Source organism: Streptomyces sp. NRRL B-3229 (assembly GCF_000719505.1).
Taxonomy (GTDB): domain Bacteria; phylum Actinomycetota; class Actinomycetes; order Streptomycetales; family Streptomycetaceae; genus Streptomyces; species Streptomyces griseorubiginosus.
The window spans coordinates 106487-121837 of sequence record NZ_JOGP01000006.1 but is presented as its reverse complement, the minus strand read 5'-3'; the positions used below and the strand labels follow the sequence as shown (position 1 = coordinate 121837).

At 71.8% G+C, this 15351-nt stretch carries 15 protein-coding genes and 1 riboswitch; of the genes, 9 read left to right on the top strand and 6 right to left on the bottom strand.

The window, feature by feature from the left end; translation table 11 throughout:
- Nucleotides 1–87 precede the first annotated feature (87 nt).
- Both IF54_RS0110850 and IF54_RS0110845 read left to right on the top strand, forming a co-directional pair.
- Complete coding sequence (locus IF54_RS0110850; protein WP_030317024.1) at nt 88–939, top strand: LLM class flavin-dependent oxidoreductase; 852 nt, start codon at nt 88–90, stop codon at nt 937–939.
- A 109-nt stretch (nt 940–1048) separates the two neighbouring features.
- Nucleotides 1049–1138, top strand: a riboswitch (ZMP/ZTP riboswitch).
- Nucleotides 1139–1179: 41 nt separating this feature from the next.
- The gene (locus IF54_RS0110845) at nt 1180–2631 is read left to right on the top strand and encodes a glycine hydroxymethyltransferase (protein ID WP_030317021.1); all 1452 of its coding nucleotides are present in this window, start codon (nt 1180–1182) and stop codon (nt 2629–2631) included.
- Nucleotides 2632–2667: 36 nt separating this feature from the next.
- On the opposite strand, the gene IF54_RS0110840 is transcribed toward IF54_RS0110845, so the two are convergent.
- From IF54_RS0110840 to IF54_RS0110830, 3 genes are all read right to left on the bottom strand, one after another.
- Nucleotides 2668–3396, bottom strand: a complete 729-nt coding sequence (locus IF54_RS0110840; protein ID WP_234438961.1) for a hypothetical protein — start codon at nt 3394–3396, stop codon at nt 2668–2670.
- Between the two features lie 242 nt (nt 3397–3638).
- The gene (locus IF54_RS0110835) at nt 3639–4547 is read right to left on the bottom strand and encodes a hypothetical protein (protein ID WP_030317017.1); all 909 of its coding nucleotides are present in this window, start codon (nt 4545–4547) and stop codon (nt 3639–3641) included.
- Complete coding sequence (locus IF54_RS0110830; RefSeq protein WP_030317015.1) at nt 4534–5094, bottom strand: RNA polymerase sigma factor; 561 nt, start codon at nt 5092–5094, stop codon at nt 4534–4536. The genes IF54_RS0110835 and IF54_RS0110830 overlap by 14 nt, the downstream gene beginning before the upstream one ends.
- A 142-nt stretch (nt 5095–5236) precedes the next feature.
- Here IF54_RS0110830 and trpS point away from each other — a divergent pair, with 142 nt between their 5' ends.
- Both trpS and IF54_RS0110820 read left to right on the top strand, forming a co-directional pair.
- A complete protein-coding gene (gene trpS / locus IF54_RS0110825) occupies nt 5237–6250 on the top strand; it encodes a tryptophan--tRNA ligase (RefSeq protein WP_030317012.1) in 1014 nt (337 codons plus the stop codon).
- Between the two features lie 249 nt (nt 6251–6499).
- Nucleotides 6500–7084 (top strand): 2'-5' RNA ligase family protein, encoded by a 585-nt coding sequence (locus IF54_RS0110820; RefSeq protein ID WP_030317010.1) that lies wholly within the window; start codon nt 6500–6502, stop codon nt 7082–7084.
- Between the two features lie 57 nt (nt 7085–7141).
- Here IF54_RS0110820 and IF54_RS0110815 read toward each other — a convergent pair whose 3' ends face one another.
- A complete protein-coding gene (locus IF54_RS0110815) occupies nt 7142–7897 on the bottom strand; it encodes a decaprenylphospho-beta-D-erythro-pentofuranosid-2-ulose 2-reductase (RefSeq protein WP_030317008.1) in 756 nt (251 codons plus the stop codon).
- 104 nt (nt 7898–8001) lie between these two features.
- A complete protein-coding gene (locus IF54_RS0110810) occupies nt 8002–9429 on the bottom strand; it encodes an FAD-binding protein (protein WP_030317006.1) in 1428 nt (475 codons plus the stop codon).
- A gap of 133 nt (nt 9430–9562) precedes the next feature.
- Between IF54_RS0110810 and IF54_RS0110805 the strand changes: the two genes are divergently transcribed.
- The 3 genes from IF54_RS0110805 (at nt 9563) to IF54_RS0110795 (ending at nt 12263) form a co-directional block, all read left to right on the top strand.
- Complete coding sequence (locus IF54_RS0110805; protein ID WP_030317005.1) at nt 9563–10099, top strand: phosphatase PAP2 family protein; 537 nt, start codon at nt 9563–9565, stop codon at nt 10097–10099.
- Nucleotides 10096–11076 carry a decaprenyl-phosphate phosphoribosyltransferase gene (locus IF54_RS0110800; RefSeq protein WP_030317003.1) on the top strand — a complete coding sequence of 327 codons (981 nt, stop codon included), beginning with the start codon at nt 10096–10098 and terminating at the stop codon, nt 11074–11076. Before IF54_RS0110805 ends, IF54_RS0110800 begins: the two co-directional genes overlap by 4 nt.
- Before the next feature lie 140 nt (nt 11077–11216).
- Nucleotides 11217–12263: a YihY/virulence factor BrkB family protein gene (locus IF54_RS0110795; RefSeq protein ID WP_030317000.1), complete on the top strand. Its 1047-nt coding sequence runs from the start codon at nt 11217–11219 to the stop codon at nt 12261–12263.
- On the opposite strand, the gene IF54_RS0110790 is transcribed toward IF54_RS0110795, so the two are convergent.
- Nucleotides 12208–13542 (bottom strand): D-alanyl-D-alanine carboxypeptidase family protein, encoded by a 1335-nt coding sequence (locus tag IF54_RS0110790; protein ID WP_030316999.1) that lies wholly within the window; start codon nt 13540–13542, stop codon nt 12208–12210. The genes IF54_RS0110795 and IF54_RS0110790 overlap by 56 nt on opposite strands.
- 145 nt (nt 13543–13687) lie before the next feature.
- On the opposite strand from IF54_RS0110790, the gene IF54_RS43315 reads away from it, so the two are divergent.
- Nucleotides 13688–13957, top strand: coding sequence for an SCO4848 family membrane protein (locus IF54_RS43315; protein WP_030316997.1), 270 nt, complete (start codon nt 13688–13690; stop codon nt 13955–13957).
- Nucleotides 13954–15315 carry a metallophosphoesterase gene (locus tag IF54_RS0110780; protein WP_030316995.1) on the top strand — a complete coding sequence of 454 codons (1362 nt, stop codon included), beginning with the start codon at nt 13954–13956 and terminating at the stop codon, nt 15313–15315. The genes IF54_RS43315 and IF54_RS0110780 overlap by 4 nt, the downstream gene beginning before the upstream one ends.
- Nucleotides 15316–15351: the final 36 nt, after the last annotated feature.

Here is a 15351-nt window from a genome sequence, read left to right as displayed (position 1 = left end):
GCCCGCGCACAGCGCGCGGTGTCACGGAGGGGCGGCACCGGATCCGGCCGACCGGCGGATCCCGTACGCCCTCCGGAGGACACTCCCATGAACATCGGCCTCGGCCTGCCCATCGACGACCCCGCCCAGCTGCTCACCTGGGCCCGACGCGCCGACACCGGCCCCTTCCGCACCCTCGGCCTGCTGGACCGCCTCGTCTACGACAACCCCGAGCCCCTAGTCACCCTCGCCACCCTGGCAGGCGCGACTTCCCGCATCCGCGTCCAGACCGAGGTGCTCCTCGCCCCGCTCCACAACACCGCGCTGCTCGCCAAGCAGACCGCCACGCTGGACCGGCTCTCCGGCGGACGCTTCACCCTCGGCATCGGCGTCGGCGGCCGGGAGGACGACTGCCTGGCCGCCGGCATCGATCTCCACCGCCGGGGCCGCCGCCTCGACGAACAGATGACCCTGCTGCGCCGCACCTGGTCCGGTGAGCCGTACGGCGAGGGGGTCGGCCCCATCGGCCCTGCCCCCGTGACGCAGGGCGGTCCGGAGGTCCTGTTCGGCGGGTTCGCCCCCGCCGCCCTCGAACGGGTCGGCCGCTTCGGAGACGGCTTCCTCGGCGCCGCCCTGCCGCCCTCCTTCATGGCCAACCTGTTCCGCGACGCCACCACGGCCTGGCAGAAGCACGACCGCCTCGGCCGCCCCCGTCTGGTCGCCCAGGCGAACGTCGCCCTGGGCCCTGAGACGACCCTCGACCGGGCCCGCCGCAACCTCCGCGACTACTACGCCTTCAGCGGCCACGTGGAGTACATGGAGGCCGGTCTCCTCACCACCCCGCAGCAGATCCGCGAGACCACCGACGCCTACTTCGGCATCGGTGCCGACGAGGTGATGCTCTACTGCTGGGCCCCGGACCCCGACCAGGTCGACCGCCTGGCCGACCTGCTGTTCTGACGTCGTCCACCGCCACGGCAGCGAGAACCGCGCGCATCGCCGGGCCTCGCTGCCGTCGTTCGCATGGTGGACGCAGGCCCGGAGCCGTTCCGCCTGCCCGGTAGGCTGGCCGACAGGCCGTGACTGGCGCGCTGGGATGGGACGGACCATCGGGGAGCGGCCTGCGAGTGACCAAGTGCCGTGCGCCTGGGCCGAACCGTGATCCGTGACCGCTTCAAGCCACGCAGCCCGGAGGCCGCCATGTCAGAGCAGCAGCCCCTGTCCCCCGAGTCCACGGCCTTCCGCGCCGCCCTCGACGTGATCCGCGCCGTCGAGCCGCGCGTCGCCGACGCCATCGGCCAGGAGGTCCACGACCAGCGCGAGATGCTCAAGCTGATCGCCTCCGAGAACTACGCCTCCCCGGCCACCCTCCTCGCGATGGGCAACTGGTTCAGCGACAAGTACGCCGAGGGCACCGTCGGCCGCCGCTTCTACGCCGGCTGTCGCAACGTCGACACCGTCGAGTCCCTGGCCGCCGAACACGCCAAGGAGCTCTTCGGCGCCCGCCACGCCTACGTCCAGCCGCACTCCGGCATCGACGCCAACCTCGTCGCCTTCTGGTCCGTCCTCGCCCAGCGCGTGGAGGTCCCCGCCCTCGAGAAGGCCGGCGCCCGCCAGGTCAACGACCTTTCCGACGCCGACTGGGCCGAACTCCGCCAGGCCTTCGGCAACCAGCGCATGCTCGGCATGTCCCTGGACGCCGGCGGCCACCTCACCCACGGCTTCCGCCCGAACATCTCCGGCAAGATGTTCGACCAGCGCTCCTACGGCACCGACCCGGCCACCGGCCTCGTCGACTACGAGGCCCTGCGCGCCTCGGCCCGTGAGTTCAAGCCGCTCATCATCGTGGCCGGTTACTCGGCCTACCCCCGCCTGGTGAACTTCCGGATCATGCGGGAGATCGCCGACGAGGTCGGCGCGACCCTCATGGTCGACATGGCCCACTTCGCCGGTCTCGTCGCCGGCAAGGTCCTCACCGATGACTTCGACCCGGTCCCGCACGCCCAGATCGTCACCACCACCACCCACAAGTCACTGCGGGGCCCGCGCGGCGGCATGGTGCTGTGCGACGACTCCCTCAAGGACCAGGTCGACCGCGGCTGCCCGATGGTCCTCGGCGGCCCGCTCCCGCACGTCATGGCCGCCAAGGCCGTCGCCCTCGCCGAGGCGCGTCAGCCCTCCTTCCAGGACTACGCCCAGCGCATCGTCGACAACTCCCGCGCCCTGGCCGAGGGCCTGATGCGCCGCGGTGCCACCCTGGTCACCGGCGGCACCGACAACCATCTCAACCTGATCGACGTCTCCACGTCCTACGGCCTCACCGGCCGCCAGGCCGAGGCCGCCCTGCTGGAGTCGGGCATCGTCACCAACCGCAACGCGATCCCGGCCGACCCGAACGGTGCCTGGTACACCTCCGGCATCCGCATCGGCACCCCGGCCCTGACCACCCGGGGCCTCGGCACCGCCGAGATGGACGAGGTCGCCGGTCTCATCGACCGCGTCCTCACCACCACCGAGGCCGGCACCACCAAGTCGGGCGCCCCCTCCAAGGCCGCGCACATCCTCGACGCGAAGGTCGCGGACGAGATCTCCCACCGGGCCACCGAGCTCGTGGCCGGCTTCCCGCTCTACCCCGAGATCGACCTGGGCTGACCCTTCCTCTCTTGAGTTGTCAAAGAACCGTGACGCCTAGAGATCGATGAGTTCCTGTCGTGGCTCCTCCCGCGGCGGTCCGGCTCCCGGCCGGGCCGCCGCGCGGCGTATCAGCCGGGTGCCGCCCGCCCCGGCCGCGAATCCCACAGCAAGCCCTGGTACCGCCCACCAGACGCCGTACGGACCGGCACCCTCGTCCCGATGGCCGCCCCCGGCGTGTCCCCCGCCGGTACCGCCCAACAACCCTGCCCGGTCCAGGCGGTCGAAGACGGTCCGGTCCGCCCGGTGCCAGCGGATGTCGTCGTCCTCCTGCTCCGGTGCCGGATCCGTGCGCACCCACGGCGTGCCGTCTCGGGTGACGAACAACTGGTCCTGGCGCTCCACGGCCACATCGCCTCCCGGTGCCGAGTCGGTCTGCGGCCAGCCGCCCACACCCGTCAGCCCCCACACCACCGTGATCCGCGGCGGCGGATAGCGGCCCTCCTGCCACCTGTCCGACACCCGCTCGGTGCCCGCATACGTCGGCTGGAGCAGCTCCCACAGGCGGCCGAAAGCCGGCTCGTCGGGGCGCACCGCCCGCGTCCGCCCGGTGTCGGCGATGACCACCATCGCCAGGTCGGGACCGCCGAGTTCCGCTCCCCGCGCTGACGCTGTCGCCGCGTCGGCCGCCGGAGCTCCGAACGCGCTCACCGCCAGGACCGCCGGTGCCAGCGCCCATAACACCGGGCGCGGCCCGTGCCGCAGTTCTCCCTGTCCGTTCCGCACGCATCCCCCTCGATCGACTCCGTCTCACCAACTCAAGCTCGCGAGCCCCCTTCTTCGTCACACATCACGCAGTTCGGCCGCGCCCACCAGCACCGCACTCCCTTGCCGCAGCGGGGAACCGAGCCGCCGACGCCGAGTCCTCCGCTGTTCCCCTTCCGGACGATCCCCGTGCGACCCGTCCCCGAGCCGCTTGTCACTTCTGGTACACCGTCCGGCCCGCCGGGGTTCCCACCCCGCCCGCACTATTTCGGAGATCCCCCGGCACCCTCGCTGCCAGCACCGTCGAGGGACTGCGCGATCCGCACCGCCCGGCCCTTCGACGCCACGCCCTCGAGCCGCAGCGTGACGCTCCCTCGGGCACCGTGATGGATCCACAGCAGCGTCGGCCCGGCGGTCCGCTCCGTGCGGGTGAAGCGGTGCCCGGAGTCGTCGACCAGCCAGAAACCGAGCAGATGGGGGCGCGGGAACCACAGGGCGTAGTCCCGTACCCCGTCGGCTCCCGGAGGGCCGTCCATCGTGATCCACTCCGGCGGCTCACGCAGTGTCTTGGCGAAGCTGGGGTCGAGCCGTTGCGGGAACTCGTCCAGCCTGATCGTGCGCCCGCCCTCCCGCCAGCACAGGCTCGTCAGGAACCGGCCCCGGGGTTCGGCCGTCACCGTCACCGCGCCGGGAGCGCCGAGCGCCCTCGGGACCAGCGGCTCGAACCCCGCCCGCCGTTCCGCCTGCGCGAACGACAGCGAACGGCCGCAGCCGGGCACCTCGGCCCCCGGCGAGGGCACCGCCGACGGGTCGTACCGCACCTCGACCCCGCCGAAGTCGAACCAGTCCAGCACAGCCGCCCGGACCGGGGGAGTGAGCGCGAGGACCGTCAGGAGCCCGCACAGGGTTGCGGTCAGCGCCCGCCACCGCAGCCGCGTCCACCGGCGCACCGCCCGCAACCGCTCGCCCGGCCCCGGCGGCCGCGCCACCGGGACCGCCAGCCGCTCGGCGAGTATCTGCTCCAGCACCCGCTCCACCATCGACTCGGACCCACCCGCACCCGGCGCGTCCAGCGACCGCCCGAGCGCCCGCAGCTCATCGGGCAGCCGGGACGTACGCTCACCCGCGCTCCCGTCGGCGCCCTCGTCGCCGTAGGACTCACCCACGCTCATCACCTCCTTCCCGGGGCTCGAAATCCGGCAGCAGTTTTTCGAGCTTGCGCAGCGCGCGGTTCAGTCGGGACTTCACCGTCCCCCGGGGCCAGCCCAGGGCCTGGGCCGTCTCGGGCTCGTCCATCTCCAGCAGATAGCGGTAGGTGACGACCAGGCGGTGCTCCTCGCTCAGCTTTTCCAGTGCGGACTCCAGCGCGACGCGGCGCTCTATCTCCACCGCTGCCACCGCCGGGTCCGCCGCCTCCGGTATCAGCGGCTCGGCCTCGGCGAAGGCCGCCTCGCGGCCGGCGAGCGTGCGCTGGCGGGCCGCCGTGCGCACTGTGTTCCTCGTCTCATTGGCCACGATCGACAGAAACCACGGCTTGAACGCCGAACCGTCCTTGAACCGGCCCAGCGCGCAGTACGCCTTGACGAAGGCCTGCTGCACCACGTCCTCCGCGTCCGCCCCCGCCCCGAGCGCGGCGGCCGCCCTCAGCGCGATGCCCGTATGGGCCCGCACCAGGTCCGCGTACGCCTCCGGATCTCCGGCGCGTACGCGTGCGATCACCGCGGCCTCATCGACGATGCGGCCCCCCTCCCGCGTTCTCACACGATGGGTACACCGCCCGGACCGAATCGGTTCCCACCCGTGGCGCTTCTGTTTCCGACTGGTTCCGGATCGGCCCCCGACACCTGAGAGAATGGTGAGCATGGCCTCTGATCGTCCCCGCGTGCTCTCCGGAATCCAGCCCACCGCAGGCTCGTTCCACCTCGGCAACTACCTCGGCGCCGTCCGCCAGTGGGTGGCCCTCCAGGAGACCCACGACGCGTTCTACATGGTCGTCGACCTGCACGCGATCACGGTCCCGCAGGACCCGAAGGAGCTCACGGCCAACACCCGCCTGGCCGCCGCCCAGCTCCTCGCCGCCGGTCTCGACCCCGAGCGCTGCACGCTCTTCGTCCAGAGCCACGTCCCCGAGCACGCCCAGCTCGCCTGGGTCATGAACTGCCTCACCGGCTTCGGCGAGGCCTCCCGCATGACCCAGTTCAAGGACAAGTCCGCCCGTCAGGGCGCCGACAGCGCGAGCGTCGGCCTGTTCACGTACCCGATCCTCCAGGTCGCGGACATCCTGCTCTACCAGGCCAACGAGGTCCCGGTCGGCGAGGACCAGCGCCAGCACGTCGAGCTGACCCGCGACCTCGCCACGCGCTTCAACGGCCGCTTCGGGGAGACCTTCACGATCCCGAGGCCGTACATCCTCAAGGAGACGGCCAAGATCTACGACCTCCAGGACCCGTCGATCAAGATGAGCAAGTCGGCGTCCACGCCGAAGGGCCTCATCAACCTCCTCGACGAGCCGAAGGTCACCGCGAAGAAGGTCAAGAGCGCGGTCACCGACACCGACACCGTCATCCGCTACGACGCCGAGAACAAGCCGGGCGTCAGCAACCTGCTGACCATCCACTCGACCCTGACGGGCACGAGCATCCCGGAGCTGGAGCAGCAGTACGAGGGCAAGCTCTACGGTGCGCTCAAGACGGACCTCGCCGAGATCGTCGTCGACTTCGTGACGCCCTTCCGGGAGCGCACCCAGCAGTACCTGGACGACCCGGAGACGCTGGACTCGATCCTGGCCAAGGGCGCGGAGAAGGCACGCGCGGTCGCCGCGGAGACCCTGTCCCAGACGTACGAGAGGGTGGGCTTCCTGCCCGCCAAGCACTGAAAGCCCCACAGTGAACGGCCCGACAGTGAGCGTCCGTCAGTGAACGCCGGCACTGGAAGCCGCACTGACCTGAGGGACCGGCCCTCACCGTCGGTCCCCGGGGCGTACCACCGCACACCGGCACCACCGGGCAGAGCGCTGCACATCACTACGCCCGCGCCTGCCCACAGCACAGCCGTGGCCGTACAGTCGATAGCCGGACGGCTGGGAACGAATCCGACAGGACCACAGGGACGAACAGGAGACGACGTGGGGACCGTAACGATCGGTGTGTCGATCGCGGTCCCGGAGCCTCACGGCAGCCTGCTCCAGGAGCGGCGCGCGGGCTTCGGCGACGCCGCGGCTCATGGCATCCCCACCCACGTCACCCTGCTGCCGCCGACCGAGGTCGAGAGCGGCGCGCTGCCCGCCATCGAGGCGCACCTCACCGAGGTCGCCGCGGCGGGCCGACCCTTCCCGATGAAACTGTCCGGCACCGGCACCTTCCGGCCGCTGTCGCCGGTCGTGTATGTCCGGATCGCCCAGGGCGCCGAGGCCTGCACCTGGCTCCAGAAGCAGGTCCGTGACGCCTCCGGGCCGGTCGCACGGGAACTCCAGTTCCCGTACCACCCGCACGTCACGGTGGCGCACGGCATCGACGAGGCGGCCATGGACCGCGCCTTCGAGGAGCTCGCCGACTTCGAGGCCGAATGGCCGTGCACCGGATTCGCGCTCTATGAGCAGGGCTCCGACGGGGTCTGGCGCAAGCTGCGGGAGTTCACCTTCGGGGGATCGATCGTGCCGCCCCAGGCGGGACGGGTCGATCGCGGCTCGTTGCCGACGAGTCAGCTCTGACGCCGACCAGTCAGTTGTAACTCCGACCACAGCCGACCACAGCGGCTGTAACCACAGTTACAGCGACAGTCGCCTGAACACCCCCCGCGGCACATGCCGCAGCGCCGACATCACCACCCGCAGCGCTCCTGGCACCCACACCGCCTCCGAGCGCCGCCGCAGCCCCAGTTCGATGGCCGTCGCAACCGCCTCCGGAGTGGTCGCCAGCGGCGCTTCCTCCAGGCCTGCCGTCATCCTGGACCGCACGAACCCGGGGCGTACGACCATGACGTGCACGCCGGTGCCGTGGAGCGCGTCGCCGAGGCCCTGGGTGAAGGTGTCGAGGCCGGCCTTGCTGGAGCCGTAGATGAAGTTGGCCCGGCGGGCCCGCTCCCCGGCGACGGAGGAGAGCACGACCAGCGAGCCGTGCCCCTGGGCCTGCAACGCGCGCGCGGAGACCAGGCCGGCCGAGACGGCGCCCGTGTAGTTGGTCTGCGCGACCCGCACCGCGGCGACCGGATCGCGCTCGTCGTGGGCCTGGTCGCCGAGGATCCCGAAGGCGAGCAGCACCATGTCGATGTCGCCCTGGGCGAAGATCTTGCCGAGCACCGTCTCGTGCGACTCGGGATCGAGCGCGTCGAAGGCGGCGGTGTGGACGTCGGCGCCCAGGGCGCGCAGCTCCGCTGCGGCGCTCTCCAGGGCGGGGGAGGGACGCCCCGCCAGCCACACCGTGCGGGCGCGGCGGACGACGAGACGGCGGGCGGTGGCCAGCGCGATCTCCGACGTGCCGCCCAGGACGAGCAGGGACTGGGGGAGACCGAAGGCGTCTTTCACGAGCAGCTCCTTGGGACGGCGGACGGCAGGAAGGGAAGACGGTGGCAGGCCGGACGGGGAACGCCGGACGGCAGGACGGTCCGACATGGAGCCGTCCGGTCCGGCTAGAGGGCGAGACGACGGGACAGGTCCGAGGTGAACACCCCGCGCGGATCCAGTTCCGCGCGCAGCGCACGGAAGTCGTCCAGACGCGGGTACATGGCGGCGAGCAGCTCCGGCCGCAGCCGGGAGTCCTTGGCGAGGTAGACGCGCCCACCGACCGCCGCCACCTCGTCGTCGATCTCGTCGAGGAGAGCGCCGAGGCCGGGAAGGCCGGCCGGGAGGTCCATGGCCAGCGTCCAGCCGGGCACCGGGAAGGACAGCCAGCCCGGGTCGGCGTCCCCGAACCGCTTCAGCACGGCGAGGAAGGACGGGCACCGGTGTCCGGAGACCCGCCGTACGATCCGGTGCAACGTCTCCTCATGGCCGTGTCCGACGACGAACTGGTACTGAACGAGGCCACCGCGGCCGTAGACCCGGTTCCAGTGGGGCACGCCGTCCAAGGGGTGGAAGAAGGCGGGGATCCCCTGGAGGCGGCCGGTACGCGCGCGAGGCGACGTCCGGTACCAGAGCTCGTTGAACAGCCCCACGGTCGTGCGGTTGAGCAGCCCCTCGGGGAAGAACGCGGGCGGGGCCGGGAAGCGCGGGGTCCGGAAGGCCAGCGGGTCCCTGTGCGCACGTGCGCCGGACGCGTCCCTACGCGCGCGTGCGCCGGACGCGTCCCTACGCGCGCGTGCGCCGCCTTCCGGCGCCCCCGGCGACGTCAGCGCCTCCAGCGGAGCGTGGTTCCCCCGCGTCAGCACGGCCCGTCCCGTGGCCGCGCCGCGGGCCAGCAGGTCGATCCAGGCGACCGAATAGCGGTAGGCGTGATCGGTCGCCGTCAGACGGGCCATCAGGTCGTCGAGGTCACGCGCGCGTTCCGTGTCGACCGACATCAGAGAGGTCTCGACGGGCTGGAGCTGGACCGTCGCGGTGAGGATCATCCCCGTCAGGCCCATGCCGCCGGTGGTCGCGTCGAACAGGGGCGTGTCCCGCCGCACGGTGCGGATCTCGCCGTCGGCGGTGAGGAGTTCGAAGGACAGCACATGGCGGGAGAAGGAGCCGGACACATGGTGGTTCTTGCCGTGGACGTCCGCGCCGATCGCGCCGCCGACGGTGACATGGCGGGTGCCGGGCGTCACCGGCACGAACCAGCCGAGCGGCAGCAGCACCTCCATCAGCCGGTGCAGAGAGACGCCCGCGCCGCACAGCAAGGTGCCGCCGTCCGCGTCGATCGCGTGGACGCGGTCCAGGCCGGTCATGTCGAAGACCGCGCCGCCCGCGTTCTGTGCCGCGTCCCCGTACGCCCGCCCCAGGCCCCGCGGGATGCCGCCGCGGGCCCCGCAGCCCCGGACGGCGGCCACGGCCTCCTCGTAGCTGCGGGGGCGGGTCGGACGGGCCGCGGTGGGGGCGGTGCGGCCCCAGCCCGTGAGGGGAACGGTGTCGGCAGACATGCCGGTGACCGTATCGCCGCTATAGCTGCGATTCGTTCGCAAACATCCCGTTCCTCCCCGAAATGGGTGATTAATGGGATGTCGCTCAATATTGCCGGAGTTCCGGTCGTGGTCCCGTGAACAGTGAGTCCCCATGGACGGCAAGGACGGCATGGACCACCACATTCTCTCGGCGCTCCGGGCCCGGGGCGGCGGCGATCCGCGCGTGGCCGGGGTCGCGCGTGCCCTGTCCCGGGTCGGCGAACACGGGGCGCTGTGGCTCACGGTGGGGCTCGCCGGGGCGGCCATGGACGGCCCGCGCCGGGACGCCTGGTTGCGCGGTACGGCTCTGACCGCGGGCGCGCACCTCGTGAGCATGGGTGTGAAGAGGGTGGTGCGGCGTCCACGCCCGGCGCACGTCGAGCCCCTGGTGCGTACGGCGGGTCGGCACTCCTTCCCCAGCTCCCACGCCACCTCCGCCGCGACCGCTGCCGTCGCCTTCGGCACGCTGGGCGCGCACTTCGTCCCGCCGCTCGCCGCCGCGATGTGCCTCTCCCGGGTGATCGTCGGCGTCCACTACCCGTCGGACGTCCTGGCGGGCGCGGCCCTGGGGGCGCTCACGGCACGCCTGGGAGCCCGCTGGATGAGGGCAGACAGCAACAGGCCGACAGGCAACCAGGAGTGCACGTGACGGAGACTGCGCCCCTCGGCAACGCGACCCGCCCCCCGCTCCACGAACAGCGCACCCCTCCCCGTCGCACCCCGCCACCCCGGTCCCGCACCTTGGCCGGCGTCCTCCGGGGCCTGCTCAGGGCGGGCAGGCCCAAGCAGTGGGTCAAGAACGTCCTCGTCGTCGCCGCGCCCGCCGCCGCCGGCCGGCTCCTCGACCCGCACGCCCTTCCCCGACTCGCCCTCGTCTTCGCCCTCTTCACCGTCTGCGCCGCCGCCGTGTACCTGATCAACGACGCTCGCGACGTCGAGGCCGACCGCGCCCACCCCGCCAAGCGCCACCGCCCGATCGCCGCCGGGCAGGTCCCGGTACCCGTCGCCTACGCCGTCGGCGGCGCCCTGGCCGTCCTCACACCGGCCGCGGCGGCCGAGATGACCTCGCCCCCGGTCGCGGCGCTCCTCGCGGCGTACGTCGGCATGCAACTGGCCTACTGCGTCAGCCTCAAGCACGTCCTCGTCGTCGATCTCGCGGTCGTCACGACCGGCTTCCTGATGCGGGCGGCGGCGGGCGGCCTGGCGCTCGGCATCCCGCTCTCGCGCTGGTTCCTGATCACGACCGGGTTCGGCGCGCTGTTCATGGTGTCGGCCAAGCGCTACTCCGAGGCCGTCCAGATGGCCGGGAACGCGGGCGCCACGCGCGCGTTGCTCACCGAGTACACCACCGGCTATCTGCGCTTCGTCTGGCAGCTCGCGGCCGGGGTCGCCGTGCTCGGCTACTGCCTGTGGGCGCTGGAGGACCACCACGGCCCGTACGGCGGCCTGCTGCCCTGGCGGCAACTGTCCGTGGTGGCCTTCATCCTGGCGATCCTCAGATACGCCGTCTTCGCCGACCGCGGCACGGCGGGCGAGCCCGAGGAGGTCGTCCTGCGCGACCGCGCCCTCGCCCTCATCGCCCTGACGTGGCTCGCGATGTACGGCCTGGCGGTCGCCAGATGGTGACGCCCGCGGAAACCGGCACCTGGCACTGACACCGGCGCCGCCGGCAGAACAACACCGACACCGGCCCCCATACTCGTCACTACCCCACGTTTTCGGGGTACCCGCACATCGGTCGTCCGCACGGAGGGCAAGATCCGATCATGGACTGGCTGAAGAGACTCCCCGTCGTCGGGCCGCTCTGGGTGCGCCTGACGGCCACGCACGCGTGGCGGTCGTACGAACGGCTGGACCGGGTGAAGTGGACCCGGCTGGCCGCGGCGATGACGTTCACCAGCTTCGTCGCGCTGTTCCCGCTGCTCACCGTGGCCGCCGCGATCGCCGCCGCCACACTGAGCACCAAGCAGCAGGACGAGCTCCAGAACAAGATCGCCGACCAGGTCCCCGGCATCTCCGACCAGCTGGACGTCGGCGCCCTGGTGCAGAACGCCGGCACCGTCGGCCTGATCGCCGCCGGCGCCCTGCTGTTCACCGGCATCGGCTGGGCCGGGTCCACGCGCGAGTGCCTGCGCGCGGTGTGGGAGCTGCCCGACGAGGACGAGAACGCCATCCTGCGCAAGGTCAAGGACTTCGGCATCCTGGTCGGGCTCGGCGGCGCCGTCCTGGCGACGATCGCCATCTCCACGATCGCCTCCGCGATGGTCGGCTGGATCACCGACCAGGCCGGCATCGACCGCGAGGGCTGGGGCAGCCTGCTCCTTCAGGCCACCGCCTTCCTCGTCGCCGTACTCGCCGACTTCCTGCTCCTGCTGTACGTCCTGACCCTGCTGCCCGGCGTCGAACCGCACCGCCGCCGGCTGCTGGTCGCCGCGCTGACCGGCGCGGTCGGCTTCGAGCTGCTGAAGCTCCTGCTGAGCGGCTATATGCAGGGCGTGGCGACGAAGAGCATGTACGGCGCGTTCGGCGTCCCCGTCGCCCTGCTGCTGTGGATCAACTTCACGTCGAAACTGGTGCTGTTCTGCGCCGCGTGGACGGCCACAGGCAGCAAAGAGCAGGAGCTCGAGGAGCACGAAATCGAGGACCAGGAACTCGAAGAGCAAGCACTCGAAGAGCAAGCACTCGAAGAGCAAGCACTCGAAGGGCAAGCACTCGAGGAGCAAGAGTTCGACGACCAGGCCCTCGAGGACCGGCGGCTCAAGGACGAGAAGAGCGGCGACGTACCAGATCGGGCAGCGGCCAGCGGCGGTTGACGAGGAACCCCCCGGCAGCGAGCAGCACCAGCAGCCCGCCCGTGATGCCGAGGGCCGTCCACACGCCCCCGGAGCCGCCGCCGGCCGTGGCGGACGTGACGGGCTTGGCGGACGCCCCTGAGCCGTCCGAGCCACCCGAGTCACCCGAGCCCCCGGACCCGCCCCCGGCCTGTCCCGAGGCCGCCGGCTGGGCGCCGGACCCCGCGGCGCCCTTCGGCGGCACCAGCTCACCGACCGGCTCCACCTTGCCGGCCGCCTTGAAGCCCCAGTCGAAGAGCTGGGCGGTCTCCTTGTAGACCTCGTTGTGGTCTTCCTTGGACGGGTTCATGACCGTCACGAGCAGCACCCTGCCATTGCGCTCGGCGACACCGGTGAAGGTGGCCCCGGCGTTGGTGGTGTTGCCGTTCTTCACACCTGCGATGCCCTGGTACTGCGAGATGTCGTAGTCGCCGCTCAGCAGCCGGTTGGTGTTGCGGATCTCGAAGGGCTTGCGGACGGTCTTGCCCTTCTTGTTCTTCGTCGTGGCGCCCGGGAACTCCGCGGTGACCGTCGAGCAGTACTCGCGGAAGTCCTTCTTCTGAAGCCCGGAGCGGGCGAAGAGGGTCAGGTCGTAGGCGGAGGAGACCTGGCCGGGAGCGTCGTAGCCGTCGGGGCTGACCACGTGCGTGTCGAGGGCCTGGAGCTCCTCGGCGTGCTCGTTCATCTCGGCGACCGTCTTGGCGACACCCTTGTTCATCGCCGACAGGACGTGCACGGCGTCGTTGCCGGAGCGAAGGAAGACACCGAGCCACAGGTCGTGGACGGTGTAGGTCTCGTTCTCCTTTATCCCGACCATGCTGGAGCCCGCGCCGATGCCCGCGAGGTCGGAGGGGAGAACCTTGTGCTTCTCGGCCTTGGGGAACTTCGGCAGCACCGTGTCCGCGAAGAGCATCTTCATGGTGCTCGCCGGGGGCAGCCGCCAGTGCGCGTTGTGCGCGGCGAGCACATCGCCCGACTCGGCGTCCGTCACGATCCAGGAGCGCGCGGTGATGTCCTTGGGCAGTACCGGGACCCCGTTGGCCAGATTGACCTGGGTGCCCGCGAGGCCGAGCCGCGCGCCGCCCACGGTCGACATCTTCGCCGGGGGAGTGACCGAGGGACTGGCACTCGGCGAAGGGCCGGTGGGCGAGGGACTGGGGGCCGCGAGCGCGACGGGCGCGGTCAGCGCGAGGGACGACAGGACAGCGGCGGAGGTGACCAGCAGGGATCGCCCGATGGTCTTCTTCTGGGGAGCGGACACGTTCAGGAACGTACATGGCGCTGAGGGTGGAGTCCCACCGCTCAGCGCACCCGGGCCGCCGTAAGGGGTAGTACCAGCCGTGCCGCCGTAAGGCGTGGCGCCACCCCGGCCGCCGCAGGAGGCAGCGGCCCGCGATACTGGACCCATGAAGCTCAGCCGCCCCGTCTCCTGGTTCCTGCTCGCCTTCGGGGTGTGGAGCTGGATCATCTGGATCACTTTCGTCAAGAACCTCGTCAAGGACGCCAGCGGACTCGCGTTCGACGACGCGGGCGACCCGACGGGGTACTTCTGGGTGCACCTGCTGCTGGCCGTCGTCTCCTTCGTACTGGGGACGGTCGTCGGGCTCATCGGGTTGCGTGGGCTGCGCGCACTGCGTGGGAACTCACAGCCGCCCAGTGAAGTTGACTCTGCGTGATCATTGTCTTCGCGCTGCTCGCCCTGACCGTCCTCGTGACGGCCAACTGGTACCTGTGGCGCCGCCTGTTCCGCGACACCACCGCCGGCCCCGGCCGGACCCGCCGGGTGGGTGTCGCGGTCATCGGCGGCGGCTGGGCGCTGGCGATCGGCGCCCTGGTCGCGGAGCGCACCGGCGCCCCCTTCTGGCTCCAGCGCGTGCTCGCGTGGCCCGGTTTCCTGTGGCTGGCGCTGTCGATCTACCTGCTGCTCGCGGTTGTGGCGGGTGAGGTCGTACGCCCCCTGCTGGGACGTCTCCTCGAACGCCGGGACCGGCGCCGCGAGCCGCCCCTGACCGCCGTGCCGCACCCGGAGCGGGTCCCGGCGGGAGCGCCGGCCGAGGAACGGCAGGAGACCGAGCGCGAGGCCCTGAGGCCGCCTCAGGAGACCCGCAAAGCCGACGCGGCGGCCATCGACGACGCGACGACCGCCCCCGCGCCCTCCGCCCCCGCCCCGCCCGGCGACCCCGTCACCACCCCCGTCGGCGAACCCACCCCCTCCCGCCGCCTCTTCGTCTCCCGCGTCGTCGCCGGTGCCGCCGCCGCGGCCGCCGTCGGGACCGTCGGTTACGGCACCTACGGCGTCCTGCGCGGCCCCCGGGTCAAGCGCGTCACCGTCCCGCTGGCGAAGCTCCCGCGCGCGGCGCAGGGCTACCGGATCGCGGTGGTCAGCGACATCCACCTGAGCCCGGTGCTGGGGCGCGGCTTCGCCCAGAAGGTCGTCGACACCATCAACTCCACCCAGCCCGACCTGATCGCGGTCGTCGGCGACCTGGTCGACGGCAGCGTGAAGGACCTGGGCCCGGCGGCCGCCCCCCTCGCCCAGCTCCGGGCACGGCACGGCTCGTACTTCGTCACCGGCAACCACGAGTACTTCTCCGGTGCCGAGCAGTGGGTCGAGGAGGTGCGCCGACTGGGCCTGCGCCCGCTGGAGAACGACCGTACGGAACTGCCGTGGTTCGACCTCGCCGGGGTCAACGACATCGCGGGCGAGAGCGAGGGCCAGGGCCCCGACTTCGCCAGGGCGCTGGGCGACCGGGACACGGCACGCGCGTGCGTGCTCCTCGCCCACCAGCCGGTCCAGATCCACGACGCCGTCGACCACGGCGTCGACCTCCAGCTCTCCGGCCACACCCACGGCGGCCAGCTCTGGCCCGGCAACCTCGTCGCGGAGGCCGCCAACCCCACGGTCGCCGGCCTCGAGCGCTACGGCGACACCCAGCTCTACGTCAGCCGCGGCGCCGGCGCCTGGGGCCCGCCCACGCGTGTGGGCGCCCCCTCGGACATCACGGTGATCGAACTGGCGTCGAAGCGGGCCTGAACAGCGGCTGACGGCAGCTCACGCGAAGCCCCTGTG

Coding starts and splice junctions, on each gene's coding strand:
- IF54_RS0110850 (WP_030317024.1), top strand. CDS start 88: ATGAACATCGGCCTCGGCCTGCCCATCGACGACCCCGCCCAGCTGCTC.
- IF54_RS0110845 (WP_030317021.1), top strand. CDS start 1,180: ATGTCAGAGCAGCAGCCCCTGTCCCCCGAGTCCACGGCCTTCCGCGCC.
- IF54_RS0110835 (WP_030317017.1), bottom strand. CDS start 4,547: ATGAGCGTGGGTGAGTCCTACGGCGACGAGGGCGCCGACGGGAGCGCG.
- trpS (WP_030317012.1), top strand. CDS start 5,237: ATGGCCTCTGATCGTCCCCGCGTGCTCTCCGGAATCCAGCCCACCGCA.
- IF54_RS0110810 (WP_030317006.1), bottom strand. CDS start 9,429: ATGTCTGCCGACACCGTTCCCCTCACGGGCTGGGGCCGCACCGCCCCC.
- IF54_RS0110805 (WP_030317005.1), top strand. CDS start 9,563: ATGGACGGCAAGGACGGCATGGACCACCACATTCTCTCGGCGCTCCGG.
- IF54_RS0110795 (WP_030317000.1), top strand. CDS start 11,217: ATGGACTGGCTGAAGAGACTCCCCGTCGTCGGGCCGCTCTGGGTGCGC.
- IF54_RS43315 (WP_030316997.1), top strand. CDS start 13,688: ATGAAGCTCAGCCGCCCCGTCTCCTGGTTCCTGCTCGCCTTCGGGGTG.